An 18577-nucleotide genomic window follows, 5' to 3' on the forward strand; every position below is an offset into this window, starting at 1 on the left:
TATTAAACACCGCATAAAAATCCGTACCAGTCGGGAGGTCAGGCCAGAAGACAACAAAAAGCCTGTTACATAGCACACGCAGGCATTATAAACGTGGATGAAAAGCCACGGACTGATATTTAGGAGAGGACAGATTGTACAATGTTTTACAGGGCTTTCTATTAATGCAGCCAGTGGTGCTGGATGGCTTCCATCGATTGGCCTTTGGTTTCCGGCACCAGCTTATATACCGTTATAAAAGCGAATACACAGCATAATGCAAAGCACCAGAATGTTTGGGGCGTTCCTACAGATGCCAGCATAACGGGCGTTAACTGCCCCATGATCGCATCGGCGGTCCACATTACCATGATGCTGAGCGACAGTGCCTTCGCGCGTATGCTGTCAGGGAATATTTCGGCTGCAATCACAAACTTCAACGGGCCGATAGAAAAGGCGAAGCAAGCAAGGAAAGCCAATACACAAAGCAAGAGATAGATGCCATTAACGGCGCCTGCATAAAAACAGATGCCGGTCAGCAACAGGCTCACCGCCGCGCCGGCTGTTCCCCACAGATATAAAGGGCGCCTGCCAAGATTGTCTACTTTCCAGATCGCAATAAACGTAAAGAGCACGTTTGCTGCGCCAAAAAACAGCTGGCTGATGAGGGAGCTGTCCAGCGTAAGCCCGGATTGGTGCAGTATAGTAGGGCCATAGTAAATAATGGCGTTGATCCCGCTGAACTGTGAGAATAACGGTAGCAGGATGGCAATCAACAAGGCGCGGCGGTAGCGCGGCGCCAGCAATTGCGTATAACCGGTGGCGTTATCTTCCGTTAAAGTATGCCTGTGCTTCAGCCAGCGGGGGCTTTCCGGAATAAACGCGATACCCAGTAAAAAAAGCAGTGCGGGGAAAATGCCCACGCCAAACATTTTGCGCCATACCTCCAGGCCGGTGATCAGCAGCCATCCGCTTTGGGCGGGCGTGGCTGCATATTTCAGGAGCAGCGCATTGCTGCCATAGGCGCTGAAAATACCGATGGTCACAGCCAGCTGGTAATAGGTAACCAGCCGGCCACGTAGGTGGTCGGGGGCAATTTCAGAGAGATAAAGGGGTACCACACTGGAGGCGATACCTACCGCCATGCCGCCAAGTATGCGCGCTGCAATGAGCCAGGAAAATACCGGGATAAAGGTGCAGCCCAGCGCGGTGAGTACAAACAGGGCTGCTGAAAGGAATAACAACTTTTTTCTGCCAAGCCGGTCGCTGATGTCGCCGGCAAAAATGACCCCGGCAATACAGCCTGCCAGCGCCGACGAAACAAACCAGCCCAGTTGTGCGGGCGACAAAGAAAACCGGCGCTCCACAAAAGGAAGGATACCGGATACTACGGCCATGTCAAAACCAAAAAGGAAGCCGCCCAGGGAGGCTACCAGCGTAATAAAGGTGAGATGTTGACCGTGTTGCTGCATGTTCAGGTGGATGCTATTTGTTGATAAACCGGATGCGATGATTTTAAAAAAGCTTTGATCAGTTTCACCGGTTCCCCGTTATTGCTGGTAATCCGGCAGGCTGTCGCCGCCGCCGGTATCACGAAAGTTTCCGCATAGTGATACATATTCGTATGCCCGTTGGCGGTAGTAACCGTTATTGTACTGCCTTCTACGAGCATCATCACCAGGCAGTTGCCGTTGGTAGTTATATTAACGCTGTTGCTGAATTCCAGCCGGTGCACATCATAAAAATGTGCCGCATGTGTAGGCAGGTGTACCAGCCGGTAGTCTGCCTCTTGTTCTATTATCACAGGGGCAGCAATGAGTTGCTCTTTTACTGCCTTGCCCTGCCTGCTGAAATCCAGGTTGTGAAATGCATGCGCTATATTGATGGCCCTTGGTTTTCCATCCAGGCCGGGCCGCAGCCAGTCGTACATTTTAAATGTAAAAATGTACGGGGTGGCGCTGATTTCCAGTACCAGGTTATTGGCGCCGGCGCTATGTACAGTTCCGTTAGGCACCAGGAACAAGGTATGTTTATCTGCTGTATGTTGTTGTACAAAATCTGTTATTTCTACCGGAATACCAAGATCCCGGCTGTTTTCCAGTTTGGTTCTGAACACTCCGGGATCAATTCCATCCTGGAAACCCAGGTATACAGCGGCGCCGGCTTTACAATCCAGGATGTAGTAAGTTTCATCCTGCGTAAATGTTTCACCGAAATGTGTGCGGATATAATCCATGGTAGGATGGCATTGAATGGAAAGATTGCCGCCGTCGAAGGTATCTAGGAAGTCGAACCGGATAGGGAATTCATATTTGAAGATCGGGGCATGATTGCCGAGGATAGCCCTGTGCTGCGCATACATCAGCCATTCGAAGGGAATTTCCATCAGGTAGCCATCGCTTTCAAAGAGCACCCCGTTTTCCGGAACAATCATCTCAAATGACCATGCATAATTTACTTCTTCGGTGTTGATACCATTGATATGTGTTTTTAGCCACTGCCCGCCCCAGGCGCCGGCTTCAAACCAGGGCCGCACCCGGAACGTGGAATGAACAAGGTGGTCAATGCCCGCCTGCAGATCTTCATTAAATGCCCAGGCAATATGATCCGGCCATTGCGTATCTGCCATGATGTGGATACGTGGCAGCAGGGTTTGCTTATAACGATTGAGCACTACCCAATCCACGAAGTAAAACCGTTTATACATTTCCGTACTGCCGCCGGCGGTATGGCAGCCCAGGTTAGTAATAGTGCCTGCGCGCATACGGTACTGTAATTCATTCTTGGGCAGGTCCAGGTACACCAGCGGGGCAGCGGTATGGGTGAGCCCGGCGCCGACGCCCCATACAATGTGAAGGTCATAGGGGCCATCGAATGACAATGCCCCCAGTTTCTCCTCATCAAAGAAATCGGTGATCTGTAAAGATGTCTTTCTACCCCACAGCTCACCTTCGTTGCCAATAAAGGGATCGACCAGCTCCTGAATGTTATCACTGTTTTTTAGCAGGCAATGCGTATCATGCCATTTAACGTTTACGCCTATACGTGTAAATTCCGCTTGCAGGGCAGCGCTGATCTTATCCCAGAAAATACCAGCATAGCCGTCTATCAGCACCACCGGGTGCTGTACCATCCATTTGGCCAGTGATTCGTATCCTGTCTGTATCTTCCCATTGCCCAGCGGATGGGCCGGGTACCTGTTATAGGTACCTGGCGGTGGGGTGGCTGCATGTTCCGGCAGCAAGGGCTGTGCTGATTCTCGCCAGATCATAATCTTATTTTTTTTCCACACGGATCATTATTACTCCCTTGCCGGGAATGGAGAAACTTTCGGGAACTGTGTGCTTGTTTGTTTCCAGTATATCGCTTTCTGAAATATTTAAAGCAGTGGTTTTATTTTTTGATGTTAGTGTAGCCGTGGCCGTATGAGCGGATGTATTTACCAGTTGCAGCAATACGCCATTGCCGTTGGCCGCAGGATAAAGGTTTTCCACAAATACATTTTCCCCGCTGATGTTAAAGAACAGGCTTTCCGAAGGAGCGCCGTTTGCGGCGGCAACAACCGGTGGCTGGTGATTTTCCAAGCCGGTTTTGTTAGCCGCGGCGACATCAAACGGGCCATGCACCTGCAGGTAGTAATGAAAGGTAGTGATCCCTTCCTGGTCCCTCCGGAAATTGGTATGCCACAGGTTATTCATTACCCAGGAAGAAATGAGCGGCTGTTGCTCTATAAAGGAAATCCAGCGGGGAGAGTTGTGCAGGCCGCCGAGTAGTCCTGCAGTAGGGTATTGACCTATTTCAAACAGGGGCGCATCGGGAGCGGACCAGGTAACGCCTGTATTTTTCCCGGATACATCTACCCAACGTTGCTGCGTATACCAGTTCCTGTTAGTATGGGGCAACTGATCAGCCTCAGCGGTTATATTTCCCCAGGGGATGCTGTAACGTACCTGTGCACCGGGGATACGGAACGGAAATACAAAGTGTACGCTTTCCTTGCTGCCAATGGCAGTTTTATCAATCGTGTTAGTCAGCATCACCTGGTCTGTACCTGCAGCGAGTTGTATTTCACGGGTGAGGGAGCGGGCGCCGGGCGCAGGTGTGGTGATTAACAGGCTCACCACCAGCGGGCCATTTTCTTTTATCTGGATGTTTGCCTGTCCGCTGTATTGAATTCTTTCAGCAGCGTCACCAGGCATATAGCTGTATTGGTTCAATCCTGCGGAGTCAGCAAAGTTGCCGTTATAGCCTTTTTTCAGCAGTTGAATGATGTTGCCTGTCTTTGGGTCCACCCCCACGGAATAAATGCCGTTCTCGAGGTTGTAGGCTGTAACTGTTGCTTTTTTATATGGTGCTCCGCCTCCGGGATGAATGGTAAAGCGTTGTTTAGAGAAAGGAGGCAGCGCGGTTGCCAGGAAGGCAAGTTCGCCGGTGCTGAGCCGCTGGGCGGGCAATTTCCTGCCGTTAAGATCTTTTACAACGTCGCCGGAGGTGCTGAGGGTGGCGGGTATGCGCACCAATGCGGTGCGGGAATGTCCCAGGGTATTGTAAACGTCTACCGCGGATGTGATGGTATTGCCGGTATACCCGTTGCCGTTAGTGCTGCTGTGCAGCAATGCTTCGGACCGGCCCCGGGCATTCAACGCAAAGCGCTGTTTAAACTGCCATTGGGCAACGGCTTTAGGATCCTTTGGATCAGACACGCTGTTGAAAGCGCCCCAGGTATGTTCGTTGAACATGATGAGGTCCGTCCAGGTGTTGCGGAAGGAGTCGGCCGGATAACCGGTTTTTCCCCTGATAGCCCAGATAGCGCCGGCCTGTTGCAGCCGGTCAGATGCGTTCCTGTTGATGGCGGTTTCTTTTGCAGCAGAAGCGATGCCATCCGTCCAGTATTCAGTATAGTCGCCGGTGAACACAGGAATTTTGTCTTTCCATCCGGCTTCAAAGTCGTGGAAAAATTGCTTTACCGAGGTAATAATCAGTTTGGGAGATGTATACCGCTCGTTCCATGCTTTTACTGCGTCCGGCAGCTCAGGGTCTATGGGGGCATTGTCGCTCATAGCCCAGGTGAGGAGCGTCATATTATAGGGAAAGTGGTTGTGCTCCAGCTGGGAGAGATAATCAAAAAGATAGGGATTGAGGAAATTATCGGTGGGTTTGCCGGTGTAATAAGGCTTGGGGTCTTCTACGGTAAAGAAGTTGGGTATTTTGCTTCCTTTCAGCGTATAGCCGATAGAGTAGGGCGACGACTGCCAGAAGAGCACCTGTTGTTTCCCGGAGGCATCCCGCCAGTAGAAGGGTTTATCGCGCCATTGCCCGGAACTGCCGATGCGGTCGTTGGCATTGGGTGCGCTGAGGAAGTACTTCATGCCGGTAATGGCCGATTGACTGATGAGTCCCCAGGAGGCGCCTGGAACATCCCCCTGAAACATGGTGTTGATGTTAATGTCGTAGTCTTTTGCGAGCCGGGCCCCCAAAGAAAACAGTTGCAGCAACTGCGCGGATGAAGTGGCGCTGGTATTGGTGTTGGCGTAAGTCCCGTCGAGGTTGATCCAGCCTTTTTTTACGGCTTCGCGGAAAGTTTGTTTCTTTTCATCGTTGGCGGCGGCGAGGTATTTATCTACCACCCAAAGCGCTTCCGTGTTCCATTTGAAGCGAGCTTCCGGCGGATAGCCGGCCGTACGGGCGGCTATTTTAATTGCTTCATCGATGTTGTTCATATGAATGGCCAGCACCTTTGCCTGTACGTTGGTATATCCTACATCTACATGCGAGTGGGGCATGAGGTATACGTTCCATTGCCGGGTGGGTGAAACAATGCAGCGGGCGGTATAGGTTTGCCCGGCACTGAGCAGGCGAACAAACAACTCGGTGTCTTTGTCTATTGCTTCACCGGGCAGCGGCAGCTCATAGTCCGCGATGCCATCGGGGCTGGCGGCCAGCGAGAGACTGTCTTCATGGCCATTGAAGTACATATACACCATTGCGGGCTGATAGCTTTTTCCCCCATGAAAGCGCATTCTTACCATCCGGGCGGGAGTGCCGTGATGGTTCAGGTAAGCGATAGTGGGTTGCAGTTCAATGCTGGTAAAGGATGCTGCCTGCTGTGATATTTCAGCGCCGGCAGGAGAAAGGGCTAAATCCCCGCTATGTGAACCGGGAAATTCCAGACCCAGTGCACTAGCATGGGCGGCCGGAAAGCAGCTACATAACAGGAGTTTTGCTACTATATGCTTCATATGTACAAACATACGGACATATTTCAATATTCGGAAAGGATACAGGGTTAAAAAAGGGCTGACCAAAAGTATGGTCAGCCCCTGAAAACGTAATGTGATATGTTAGAAACCCGGGTTATTTGGCAATAACTTCGGGTTTACATCGCTTTCCTGTTTAGGAACAGGGAATAGCAGTTGTTTCGCGGCGAACGTAGCGCCGAATACAGTTTTATGTCCTACGAAGTCGTCCCAGTTGCCGGTTACATCGTTGTGAACTTTCCGGGTCCGTATCATATCGAACCACATTTTATTTTCGAAGCACAGTTCAAAATACCGTTGAAGCCATACTTCGCGCTCAAAAGCAACTTGTGATAGCGCGCCCAGCGGCGCCAGCTTAGCACGGGCACGGATGGCGTTTACATAACGAAGAGCATCTGCATTCGGTCCGCCTTCTGCGCGGTTGGAGGCTTCTGCATACATCAGGTACACATCTGCCAGGCGGTAAAGCGTATAGTTAAGATCTGATTTAGCCGTGCTTACCACCGCTAAAGAATCAAACCATTTGTAGATATACCGGCCTTTAAAAGTAATGGTATCGGAGCTGGGAGATTTCTTCTTGTACTTGGTGTAGAAGAATTGTCTTTCTTGCACTCTTTTATCACCCGCAGGGAATGATGCAATAAACTGTGGAGTAGGGTATACGGATCCATACTCATCAGAATATTGTGAAATACCCGCGTAGTTTGGAATGGTAAGCGGCGTAAGCGGATTAATGCTTGGTACGGAAGCGGCGTACTGCACCTGGAAAATGAATTCCCCCAGATTTTTATTGGCGGGGTTGATCATATTCGTGTATTCCGGGAACAGGGAATAACCACCGTTCGCAATCACCGACTTGGAGGCAGCTGCCGACAATGCGTAGTATTGATTACCACCATTGATGGCTGCGCCGGCATAAGTCAGGTATACATCTGCGAGCAGTGATTGAACAAGCCCCATTGATACTTTGCCCGTTTTATCTGACCAGGGCAGTGTGGATTTTGCGGCAGTGAGCAGATCCGGAATAATGATCTCATCATAAATCGCCTTCGCTTCTGTGCGGGGCAGGTTCAGGTTGAGATCTTTAGGCACCTCGGTCACTTTGGGAACGGCGCCGTATAGTCTTACCAGGTGAAAATAATAAAGTGCGCGCAGCGTATGCGCTTCTGCCAGCATGTTGGTTTTATCTGCATCCGGCACAGCGGCCTGTGGCAGTTTTTCAATGGCCAGGTTACAGGCGCCTACGCCCATGTATAAACGTTGCCACCAGGTATCCACGTAAAAAGAGGTAGCGTTATAACTGAGGTTCTGAAAGGAGGCAAACCCGGTTTGCCCGAGATCACTGTTGGCCTTACCTGTCATGAACTCCATCAGGTTGTAAGTATTACCGCCATAGGAAGATGGTTGTCCCTGTAAGAACCCCTGCAGGTATTGGTAAGATCCGTTTGCCAGCGCGCGTGCCACTTTAGGATCGGAAAGGTCAGCATCCGGCGGAAGAAAATTCGTGGGCTTTTGTTCCAGGAATTTTTTGCAGGAGCAACTGAGCAACACCAGCAACGCGAGTATGATATGTTTAGTCGTTTTCATTTTCATATTTTTTTAATCACAAAAAAGGTTATCACATCAACGGGTATACGATTTCATCAGAAATCAAGATTCACACCCAGGTTCCACACGCGCGGGCGGGGATAAGGGAAGAAGTCGATATTCTGGGAGAAGCCGGTGTTGGCGCCATAACCAAAATTAAAGGTGTCTACTTCAGGGTCATAACCGGTGTATTTGGTAATGAGGAAAAGATTTTGCACGCTACCATAAATACGGAACCTGCGGATATGGCTTCTTTGCATCCAGGATTCAGGGAAGGTGTAACCAAGGGTGAAGTTCTGTCCCCGGATATAGGAACCATCTTCTACCCACCAGGTATCAAAGTGGGAATCCTGTGTAAATTTATAACTGCGCACCTGGGCAATATGCGTGTTCTGATTTTCCGGCGTCCATGCATTCAATACGGTAGCCAGGCTGTTGGCCAATGTCTGACGGTCTTCCACAGAGTGTTTGAATGCGGCTGCTGTATTCACGCCCTGAACAAAACGGATGTCAAAAGTAAAATCCCATCCTTTGTATTTGATGGTGCTGCTGAAGGTGCCGGTCCATCTTGGGTAGGCGCGGCCTATGATATCATACACGGCATTGCCGGCAGCATCGTATTCATATTTCCTGTCGCCCGGCAACAGGGAGTGCTTGGCTGCTTCTGCCGCTTCATCAGTACCATAGGTGCCTAACCTTTTCATTCCGTAAAAGGAACCGATAGGCTCACCTACACGCAGGATATTGGTTTGTCCCAGGAAATTAGGGCCAGGGAAGATATCTGCGTTACCATCGTTGAGGGTGAGAATTCTGTTTTTATTGGTAGCAAAAACGAAAGTGGTGGACCATGTAAAGTTTGGTTTCTGGATATTTACCGTGTTCAGGTTTACTTCCAGACCGGTGTTTCTTACTTCACCTATATTTTTATACACATTGGGCGTGTACATACCGGCAGACCACGGAATAGGTGTTGCCAGGAGGAGGTCCGATGTTTTACGGTTATAGTAATCCACGTTCAGGTTAATGCGGTTATCCAGCATCCCCAGTTCCACGCCGGCATCTATCTGGTTGGAACGTTCCCATTTGAGATCGGAGTTACCTATATACCCGGGTACAAGCGTTGGCTGGTTGGCGCCGCCTATCACGGTTTGATCCGGACGGTACTGTGGAGAGTATTGGAACTGACCTATTTCCTGGTTACCAGAGGTACCATAACTGGCGCGGATCTTCAGGTTGTTGATGGTTTTATTGCCTTTCAGGAAGTCTTCCTCAGAAACGCGCCATGCGGCCGCTACGGAAGGGAAGAAGGCGAACTGGTTGTCTTTACTGAATTTGGAAGATCCGTCATACCTCGCAGTAGCGGTAAAAAGATACTTATTCTTCAGGTTGTAGTTAACACGGCCATAGTATGAATTCATTGACCACGGCTGCGTTTCTGAAGTGATGTTGTTACGTACGGATCCTGCCGCCAGTGAATTCCACTGGAAGTAATCCGACAGGAAATTTTGTGTTTCCGCCAGGGCATTTTCATTACTGAATTGCAGGAAGGAAATACCCACTACTGCGTTTAAGCTGTTATTATTTTTGAACTGTTTGTTATAAGTAAGATAGTTTTCTGACTGCCAGTATTTGTTGTAGTTAGTAGTGATCCTGGCTATACCGCCCTGATCCTGCGACAGGTGAGGAAGATTGCCGGCGGAATAGAAATTGGCTTTATTGCTGATCTGATCGTAACCAAAGTCGGTTTTAAAATTCAGGTCTTTAGTGATCTGGAACTGCATGTAAAAATTGCCGAGGGTATGTACCTGGTTATTGAGGGTATACCTGTTCTGCGCAATCTGTACAGGATTCGGACCACCTTCCAGCCCGGGAATATCGTAGTTACCCGCCCATTTACCGTCGGGGTATCTTACCGGTACAATAGGTACTTCTTCTGTTACCATTCTCGGTACGTTTAAGGAACCGTTACCATCAGATACGACTCTCTGCGTACTGGATACGATGTTCAGGCTACCGCCAATTTTCAACCAGTCTTTTACCTGGTCATCGAAAGTGGCCCTGGCGGAGTATCTTCTGAACCATGATTCTATCATTAAACCATTCTGATCCAGGTAACCAAGGGACGCACTGTAGAGCAGTTTGTCATTACCTCCCTGGAAGTTCACCTGGTGGCTGGTAGACATGGCCGGTTTATAGGTTTCTTTTTCCCAGTTGGTGTTGTACAGCGGTTTGTCGTTCTCGTCAAACAGCAGCGGGAAATGCTCATGATCCAGGATAGCGGTGGGTGCCCAGGTGCCATGGTCCGGATCGAACTTGGTGGCATTGGCAAATGATTCGTTATATACTTTTACAAATTGCTCTGAATTTAAGGTGGGAAGATGACTGGCCAGTGTACTTACGTTTACGTCGCCCTGGTAGCTTACCTGGGTGGGGCCGGCCTTACCACGTTTGGTAGTGATCATAATTACACCGTTGGCGCCTCTCGCACCATAAATAGCAGTGGAGGAGGCATCTTTCAATACTTCAATGGAAGCGATATCATTCGGGTTGAGCGCATTTGCATCAACACCCGCCACTCCATCTACTACATACAAAGGATCCACAAAAGAGTTGATAGAACCGATACCGCGGATACGCACCTTAGCTGCCTGGCCGGGGGCGCTGCTGTTGATGTTTACGTCCACGCCGGCTACCTTGCCCTGCAGTGCCTGTGAAATGTTGGGAACAGGCTTATCCATTACCTGTTCGCCTTTAAGGGACGCCACCGCGCCGGTGAGGTCAGATTTTTTTACGGATCCGTAACCAATTACCACAAGGTCGCTTAAGGTACTTACCTGTACTTCCAATGCTACATTGATGGTGGTTTGATTACCAACCCTGACCTCCTTGGTGCCGAATCCGGTGAAGGAGAACACCAGCACGGCGTTTTCGTTAGGCACCGACAGGGAGTATACGCCGTCTACATTGGCGATGGTTCCGCTGGAAGTGCCTTTAATGGCCACCGTAGTGTTTGGAATGACGGTCCCGTCAGCGGCGCTGGTAACTTTACCGCTTATTTTGATCTGGGCCATTGCATGCATGGAAAATAGGAGGCATGCAAGCACATAAAATAGTTTTGCTTTCATAACAAGTCTTTAGTGATGAGGTAATATTAGCCGGTGTTTCAGTTGATAGTAGTCACAGGAGCTATACGTGGAAGTCCCTGTGATAACAAGTGAGATTAGGTTTTAAGATTATGGTAATACTATGTTTTTTAATAAGATCCGGTTGACGAATAAATAATAACTGAGCAGGCCCAATTGTTTATTCTACTGCTGATTAATTGCCCACTTTTTTAAAAGTGTAATGGCATCTGATAAAACACCTGCTTCTCCACGAAAATTTCCCGATCCTTTTGGCGTGCCAGTCTGAACGTCGTACCATTCAAAGAAGCCATTCTGAGCAATGACGCGATCGGTCATGGGTTTAAGCTCTGCTACGGCTTCCTGTATAAATCCGTTTATGATAAGCGCCTGGATCATGCGTCCGCCGAACCAGGTCCAGTCGCCGGCATTCTGATACACATAAGGATGCATATTCGGGAACTCCTTTGCCGGGTAAGGAGGATACACCGTGATCCCTATGGTTGCGAACTTTTCTTTAGCGGCGGCCTGAGTCATTTGCCGGTTAATGGCCACTATTTCTTTTGGTGTATGAAATCCTGCCAGTATTGCGCAGGCAGTGCCCCCGGTGTAGAGGATCTCTTTTTCGTTGAATGAGGGGGAAAACGGGCTTCCGTTCAAATAAAGATGTGGTATGTATTTCTGTGCCCTGTTATCCCATAAATGTTTGCGTACATTTTTCCGGATATCTGTTGCTATTTTGCTCCAATCCTTTTGTGCCCGGTAGTTTGCTGGTTTGATTGCCAGGAAATCCTGTATCGCCATCACAAACATGGCATTATCATAAATATCGACCGCCCATTTTGTTTTTTCATTGATCGCCACGCCCCAGCCGGTTTCGGGTTGCACGTCGCCCCAGTCGATGGTCGTAGCGCCTTTAATCAATCCGTATTTTTCCGACCAGCGCTCTTTCAGCAGATAGGCCATAGAGGCTTCCATCCGTTGCAAAATCGTTTTATCATTTATGGCCAAAAAAAGGAAGGCTTTATCGCCGGTAACAGCCACATATTTTCTAACCGCCTGTATCAGGGAAGATTCCTGGTCGGTTTCCACGGTATTCTTATGAGCGGCCCATTGGGGAGCCAGATCGGAGTACCGGTACTGGTAGCCCACAGTTGCCTTTTCGCGTGGAATAACGCCGTCGGGTATATTTCCATCTGTGCCTTGCATACGGAAAAACAGCAACAGCATTTCTTTTACCTGATCATGAGGTAATACCTGCATCGAGCCATTAATGAAAGTATTGAAATCCCTGATCCATACTTCGCCGTAGGAAGTGCCGGCAGAGAAACCGGTGAGTAGTCTTAATGCGCGGGCCTGTACAGTATCCAGCCGGCTATCTGCTAATACAGCTGCCGCCAGGGTCCTGGTGTTATCCTGGGCAGTCGCGTTTCCCGAAAGGAATACAGGAGCAGTGATGCCAGCAATAAACGGAATTATAGAAAAGACTTTTTTCATAATGTGGCCCCGGATATTATGTACAAACATATAAACATAATTTAATTATTGCAAGAAAAGTTTTTAACATAGCTATAACAGGCAACTTGCTTTATAAGCCGTTGATTATCTGGATGCTATATGATGATGGACGGCAGGACAACAATCCTCTGCAGAGATCCTGTTTTTTTCTCCGGAACATACATACGTTCAAAATAAGGGGGGCTAAAATTGTTTTTCTTGTTTATTTCCAGTTGCTTTGCAGGCATGAATTTGAGTATAGATCATAAAAATCCTTTACCACTTCATATACAGGCGGAAAACCTGTTGAGGAATATGATAAAAGATCCACAGTACGCAGGTGGAAAGTTTTTACCCAACGAAGTCCAGTTAGCAAAACAGCTGGCTATCTCCCGATCTACTTTACGTCATGCTTTAAACAAACTTGTATACGAAGGATTGCTGACCCGGAAAAAAGGAGTAGGCACCAAAGTGGCGGAAGCTGCCATCAGCTCTAAATCCAAGAACTGGCTGAGCTTTACACAGGAAATGACCGCGCGCGGCATCATCATCAAAAATTTTGAGCTGCATGTCACCTGGGTATTACCGGATGAAACCATCGCCAATTTTTTTGAGATCAGTCCAACTAAGAAAGTACTTAAACTGGAACGCCTGAGAGGGAAGGCAGAAGGCCCTTTCGTATATTTCATTTCCTATTTCCATCCACGGGTAGGGTTAACCGGAGAAGAGGATTTCAAACGTCCTTTGTATGACATCCTGGAGAAGGATTACATGACAGTAGCTACTTTATCCAAAGAGGAAATCAGCGCCAGATCAGCGGACAAATTTATTGCGGCTAAACTGGAACTGGAACCTGGCCACCCCATCCTTGTAAGGAAACGGTTTGTATACGACCAGGGCGAACGTCCGATTGAATATAACCTGGGTTATTACCGGGCAGACAGCTTCGTGTATACCGTGGAAAGCAGAAGAGAATAGTTTAATCTTTCATCAAAATACAACGGCTCAGCATTAATACACAGGTATTAATACTGAGCCGTTCTGTTTTACGGTTACGGGCACTGTTTATAGCTTAGGAGCGGCTGCCACGTTTTTTGTAACTACCGGCCATACACCTGGTGCAGGGAAGCTTACGCCTTTGTTAGCGCCTCTTACGCCCGCATCCTGTCCGAAGTAATACAGCGGCCAGCCTTTGTAGGTTAATTGTTTTTTGCCAGCAACGGTAATGCTGCCAAATAGTGTTTTATCGAGAGTAGACGGTACTACGATCTGGTCTGTTTCATAAATAGGCCATACCGCATTGTTGGAAAAATCAGGTTTGGTGAACTTGTTGATATTAAAACTGTCTTTAACGAAAGAGTAAAGTGTAAGACCCTTACCATCACTGAAATACAACGTTTTACCGGTACCCTCGGTGTGGTTTTCCAGGTAGTTTTTACCATCGGCGCCTACCAGCTGGGCATTGATCAACTGTATGGTATAGTCAGGTTTGGCTACATACCAGATATTGCCAACGCCTTCCCCATCTGTTTTACCGGGCGCTTCACGCACGTTTACGCCACCCACAGCAGGCGCAAAGTAATACAGGGGCCATCCTTTGTAAGCAGTTTGTTTTTTGCCATCGATAGTAGTGATGGTGGTGAAGTCTTTGATGTCCAGACCAGTGCCAAGTGCAGTCTGGGAAAGGTTATCGCCGGCATAATAAAGAGGCCATACTGCTGCGCATCCACCGGCGCAGTTATTTTTGCCATCAAAGTCGTTGGAGAAATAATAAAGGGAATTACCGTCCACATCTGTCAGGTGATTTCCTAAAGTGGCGCTGGCACTGAGTTGTACCAAGGGCTTAGGCGCAGGAGTGTCGGGATTGTCATCGTTTCCGCCGCAGGCGCTGAAGAAAACGATACCAGACAAGGCTATCAATGAAAGCAGGGTGTTTTTTACGGAGTTCATGCTGTTAAAATTTTTTTTGAAATTTGAAATAATCAATACGCTATTGCGGGTTGTTGGTCAGTAACAACCTGTTTCGGTAATCCGTACCTATGCGTATTCGATAAAAACAGTAAAAAGGTTGTCTCCCCCGCAAAATATTTTCAGCTATTTTTGTTGCTATGGTCAATGAGCGTTTCTATTCAGAGCAATATGAATCACAGGAAAGGAATACCCGGCTTGTAATGGACGTCATGTCTGTGTACCTGTATCCCCTGGAAACATTTACCATTACAGACGCTGTGAACCGTGTGGGAGAAATGAAAGGCACCAGGGTCAGCGAAATATTGAAGCACCTGGTTGCAGCCGGACTGGCCATTAAAAATGTAACGGGCAATTATTCCCTGGTACCGGAAATGAATTTCCTGCTGTTCCCGGTAAATATAAAGCAACCTGCTTATTCGGTGCTGCTCCAAAGAACGCAACACGCAGTGCATGCGTTTTACAGCATGAGCGCCCGGTTGCAGGACCTGCAGCAATTGCTTACCGCTTATTTTACAGGCGACCGCTTTTTATTATCACCTCCTGTAAGGAAACTGGAAATGGAGCTGGATGAGTATCAACCTTATTTATCCTACCTGCTGTACTTCCCGGCCTATGCAGAACTGTTACCTTTTTTCAGCCAGGAAAGCCTTGACCGGATGGTATCTTTTGCCTTAAAATATAACCTGCTGAAAATGCCGCCGGTGGAAGAACTGGAGCGTTTTCGCCGGCAGTATGGTGCGGATTTTCCTGAGTTGTCACTATTACAGGGGCATCTTAATTTGCCTCCGGCAGATAAAACAGCAGATGACCTTTATGCACAGGCGGTGACATTACTGTACAGCGGGCAACCGGCAAAAGCACTGACATCCTTTGAAAAAGGAATCAAACGTCAACGGCAGTACGATAAAAAGAACAGCCTGCCGCTATCGCCGTTGTTTGCTTTTTATTATGCATTCACACTGGCGGTGTTGCCCGGTGAGCAAACGAATCCACTGATCGCTAAAATTGTAGCGGCTTATGAACGCAAGCTGTTCCCGGCTATTACCCCGGCCGTTTGTTTGCTGCATTTTCATGCAGGCCGGAAGGAGAAAGGCGAGCAGTTGTTATTGCTGATACTGGAAGGAGGGGAGGGCAACCTGCTCAGCTACCTGTCTGTATTGTGTTTGCAGCTGCTGCATCCCAAAAGTAAATTGTTGCGCACTTTTAGTACTACCGTTGCAAGATTGCTGGCATTAGGCATGGAGCGTCACTACCGGTTACTGACCTACGAATATTTATATTTATTTAAGGGAGATGATTACCAGGGATATGAAAGTATGTTCATGGAAGCCGGCGCCATTGCCGTGCACCCACCGGTATTTTCCCAGATGGAACAAACGCCCGACTGGGAGCGGCTATTAAATACGCTGCTGGGCGCAGATACACATCTTACAAAAAAAGAAAAAAATGTAGTGACCTCCCGGTTAATTTACCTGATAGATTTTGACCGGTACAAAATCCAGCCGGTGCTGCAAACTTCCCAGGGCAATAATACCTGGAGCAGCGGCCGTAATGTGGCATTAAAGAAGCTGAAGGAAGGGAAGGCGGAAGCCATGACAGAACAGGACTTCAGGATAGGCGCCACCGTACAGAAAGATCATTATTATAACTACGACGGGGAATCTTATTCCTTTGCTGAAACGGTATGGGAAGAAATTGCCGGCCATCCGTTATTATTTTCTGCAGATGATATCACTGTTTCCGTGGAAATAGTAAAAGCCCAACCGGAGCTGAGCGTTAACAGGTCCGGGCAAGGCTATACTTTCAGCGCCAACGTGGATGATTATATCAGTGAAACGGTGTTTGTAAAGGAAACCAACACCCGCCTGAAGATCATCCATCTCACCGCGCAGCAGAGGCGGCTGCTGCAAACATTGCAGCAGATCCCCGTGGTGCCGGCAGCCGGGAAAGACAAGCTGATCCAGGTGCTGAAGAGCATTGGCGCGCACCTGACCATCCATGCGGATGTGGGCGATATGGCCGCTAATATCAGCCGGCGGCCCGGCGACAGCCGCATTGTAATACAGCTGCTGCCTCTGGGCGATGGATTGAAAGCCGGTATTTATGTAAAACCATTTACCAGTGACCCGCCGTATTGCAAGCCGGGCATTGGTGCGCATAATATTATCGGTATCAGCAACGGGGAACGCTGGCAGGCGATCCGGGACCTGGCAAAAGAAAAGAGTAATGTAACTGCCCTGCTGAACCTCATCCAGGGAGCAATAGAACAGGACCTTTCTGATGATACCATCATTTTTGAAGATCCGCTCGACTGTCTGCAATTGCTGGAAATTATCCACCAGCATCCCGAACTGGTGAGGGCAGAGTGGCCGGAAGGGGAGCGTTACAAAGTGAAGCAACAGGCAGGCTTTGCGCACCTGAGCATTTCATTGAAGGAAAAGGACCATTGGTTTATGTGTACCGGCGAATTAAAAGTGGATGAAACCACGGTACTCGCATTAAAGGACTTGCTTGATACTACGCGTACTGTAAAGAAGCGGTTTATTGCCTTACAGAATGGAGAGTACCTGGCACTGACAAGCGACTTACGCCGCCGGCTAAACGAAATGGCCAGCGTAGCAAATATTGACCGTAACAATGTAAGCATTCAGCCCTATGCCGCGCCGGTACTGGACGAATTATTGGAACAGGCGGGCAGCGTTACTACTGATGCAGCGTGGAAAGCTTTCTCACGTAAACGTACCAACGCGATGGAACTGGCAGTAACGGTGCCGGTTACACTCCAAACCACCTTACGCCCGTACCAGGAAGAAGGTTTCCGCTGGATGACGCACCTGGCGGCCTGGGGAGCTGGCGCCTGCCTCGCAGATGACATGGGCCTGGGTAAAACCATCCAGGCGATTGCCTTGTTGCTGCATCGCGCCCCGGATGGCCCTGCGCTGGTTATTTGCCCGGCTTCCGTGGTAAATAACTGGAGCAATGAAATCAGCCGCTTTGCGCCTTCCCTGAACGTGGTGTTCCTGCATAACGGTCACCGTGCCAGCCTGATAAAAGCCGCCGGCGCTTTTGACGTGGTAGTGACCACTTATGGTTTACTCCAATCAGAAGAAACACTGCTGGCCGCCGTGAAATGGCCTACGCTGGTACTCGACGAGGCGCATACAATCAAAAATTTCCAGACAAAAACTTCCAAAGCGGCCATGTCGCTGCAGGCCGGATTTAAACTTATGCTAACGGGAACGCCTATACAAAATCACATGGGCGAGATCTGGAACCTGTTTAACTTCCTTAATCCGGGATTGCTGGGTACACTGGATCATTTCAATAAACAATTTGTTTTCCCGTCTCTAAGGAACCCGGAGAGCACGGTGAAGCAACACCTGAAAAAACTGATCACGCCTTTTATATTGCGGCGTACCAAAACAGGCGTGCTGGATGAATTGCCGCCCAAAACCGAGATTGTAAAGCTGGTGAGCTTATCACAGGAGGAAGCGTCGTTTTATGAAGCATTGCGAAGAAAAGCGCTGGAAAATATCAGGGCGCAGGAAGGTAGTATGGCACAGCAACACATCCGGGCACTGGCGGAAATCAGCCGGCTGAGGATGGCGGCTTGTAACCCGCAGCTGGTGGATGCTGAAGCCGATATCCCATCTTCCAAATTAATGGTATTCCGGGAAATAGTGGAGGAACTGGTGTCCAACAACCACCGGGCATTGGTGTTCAGCCAGTTTGTAAAGCATCTCGACCTGGTAAGGGAAGCCCTGCATCAACTGGGAATTACCTATCTCTATCTCGATGGAAGTACGCCGATATCGCAACGGGATAAGCTGGTAAAAGATTTCCAGGCAGGCACAGGGCAATTATTCCTCATCAGCCTGAAAGCGGGTGGATTGGGACTTAATTTAACCGCTGCTGATTATGTGATCCATATGGATCCGTGGTGGAATCCGGCGATTGAAGAACAGGCGTCCGACCGGGCGCACCGGATCGGGCAAACCAGGCCGGTAACTATTTACCGGCTGGTAGCGCAACATACTATTGAAGAAAAGATTATTGCATTGCATAACAGCAAGCGGGATCTGGCCGATCAGCTGCTTGAAGGCAGTGACCAGGCCGGTAAACTCAATGCCCGGGAATTACTGGACCTGATCGCAGAAAGGTAGC

At 48.9% G+C, this 18577-nt stretch carries 9 protein-coding genes; 2 read left to right on the forward strand and 7 right to left on the reverse strand.

The features are described 5' to 3' along the window. Positions 1–161 precede the first annotated feature (161 nt). The 6 genes from QFZ48_RS20280 to QFZ48_RS20305 all read right to left on the reverse strand — a co-directional run bounded on the left by QFZ48_RS20280 (position 162) and on the right by QFZ48_RS20305 (position 12442). On the reverse strand, positions 162–1451 hold the full coding sequence (locus QFZ48_RS20280) for an MFS transporter (RefSeq protein ID WP_429063367.1): 1290 nt from the start codon (positions 1449–1451) through the stop codon (positions 162–164). Positions 1452–1453: 2 nt separating this feature from the next. Continuing rightward, positions 1454–3250, reverse strand: a complete 1797-nt coding sequence (locus QFZ48_RS20285) for a class I mannose-6-phosphate isomerase (RefSeq protein ID WP_429063368.1) — start codon at positions 3248–3250, stop codon at positions 1454–1456. 4 nt (positions 3251–3254) lie between these two features. Continuing rightward, a complete protein-coding gene (locus tag QFZ48_RS20290; protein ID WP_429063369.1) occupies positions 3255–6218 on the reverse strand; it encodes a glycoside hydrolase family 38 C-terminal domain-containing protein in 2964 nt (987 codons plus the stop codon). A gap of 102 nt (positions 6219–6320) precedes the next feature. Further along, positions 6321–7823, reverse strand: coding sequence for a RagB/SusD family nutrient uptake outer membrane protein (locus QFZ48_RS20295; RefSeq protein WP_429063370.1), 1503 nt, complete (start codon positions 7821–7823; stop codon positions 6321–6323). Positions 7824–7879: 56 nt separating this feature from the next. Continuing rightward, entirely contained in the window at positions 7880–10948 is a 3069-nt protein-coding gene (locus QFZ48_RS20300) for a SusC/RagA family TonB-linked outer membrane protein (RefSeq protein WP_429063371.1), read from the reverse strand. Between the two features lie 183 nt (positions 10949–11131). Next, a complete protein-coding gene (locus QFZ48_RS20305; RefSeq protein ID WP_429063372.1) occupies positions 11132–12442 on the reverse strand; it encodes a hypothetical protein in 1311 nt (436 codons plus the stop codon). A 246-nt stretch (positions 12443–12688) separates the two neighbouring features. On the opposite strand from QFZ48_RS20305, the gene QFZ48_RS20310 reads away from it, so the two are divergent. Then, positions 12689–13420, forward strand: a complete 732-nt coding sequence (locus QFZ48_RS20310) for a GntR family transcriptional regulator (protein ID WP_079473525.1) — start codon at positions 12689–12691, stop codon at positions 13418–13420. 87 nt (positions 13421–13507) lie between these two features. On the opposite strand, the gene QFZ48_RS20315 is transcribed toward QFZ48_RS20310, so the two are convergent. Further along, a complete protein-coding gene (locus tag QFZ48_RS20315; protein ID WP_429050270.1) occupies positions 13508–14392 on the reverse strand; it encodes a COG4315 family predicted lipoprotein in 885 nt (294 codons plus the stop codon). A gap of 158 nt (positions 14393–14550) precedes the next feature. Between QFZ48_RS20315 and QFZ48_RS20320 the strand changes: the two genes are divergently transcribed. Next, positions 14551–18576 carry a DEAD/DEAH box helicase gene (locus tag QFZ48_RS20320; RefSeq protein ID WP_429063373.1) on the forward strand — a complete coding sequence of 1342 codons (4026 nt, stop codon included), beginning with the start codon at positions 14551–14553 and terminating at the stop codon, positions 18574–18576. Position 18577: the final 1 nt, after the last annotated feature.

Source organism: Chitinophaga sp. W2I13 (assembly GCF_050434005.1).
Taxonomy (GTDB): Bacteria; Bacteroidota; Bacteroidia; order Chitinophagales; family Chitinophagaceae; genus Chitinophaga.

Coding starts and splice junctions, on each gene's coding strand:
- QFZ48_RS20280 (WP_429063367.1), bottom strand. CDS start 1,451: ATGCAGCAACACGGTCAACATCTCACCTTTATTACGCTGGTAGCCTCC.
- QFZ48_RS20285 (WP_429063368.1), bottom strand. CDS start 3,250: ATGATCTGGCGAGAATCAGCACAGCCCTTGCTGCCGGAACATGCAGCC.
- QFZ48_RS20290 (WP_429063369.1), bottom strand. CDS start 6,218: ATGAAGCATATAGTAGCAAAACTCCTGTTATGTAGCTGCTTTCCGGCC.
- QFZ48_RS20295 (WP_429063370.1), bottom strand. CDS start 7,823: ATGAAAACGACTAAACATATCATACTCGCGTTGCTGGTGTTGCTCAGT.
- QFZ48_RS20300 (WP_429063371.1), bottom strand. CDS start 10,948: ATGAAAGCAAAACTATTTTATGTGCTTGCATGCCTCCTATTTTCCATG.
- QFZ48_RS20305 (WP_429063372.1), bottom strand. CDS start 12,442: ATGAAAAAAGTCTTTTCTATAATTCCGTTTATTGCTGGCATCACTGCT.
- QFZ48_RS20310 (WP_079473525.1), top strand. CDS start 12,689: ATGAATTTGAGTATAGATCATAAAAATCCTTTACCACTTCATATACAG.
- QFZ48_RS20315 (WP_429050270.1), bottom strand. CDS start 14,392: ATGAACTCCGTAAAAAACACCCTGCTTTCATTGATAGCCTTGTCTGGT.
- QFZ48_RS20320 (WP_429063373.1), top strand. CDS start 14,551: ATGGTCAATGAGCGTTTCTATTCAGAGCAATATGAATCACAGGAAAGG.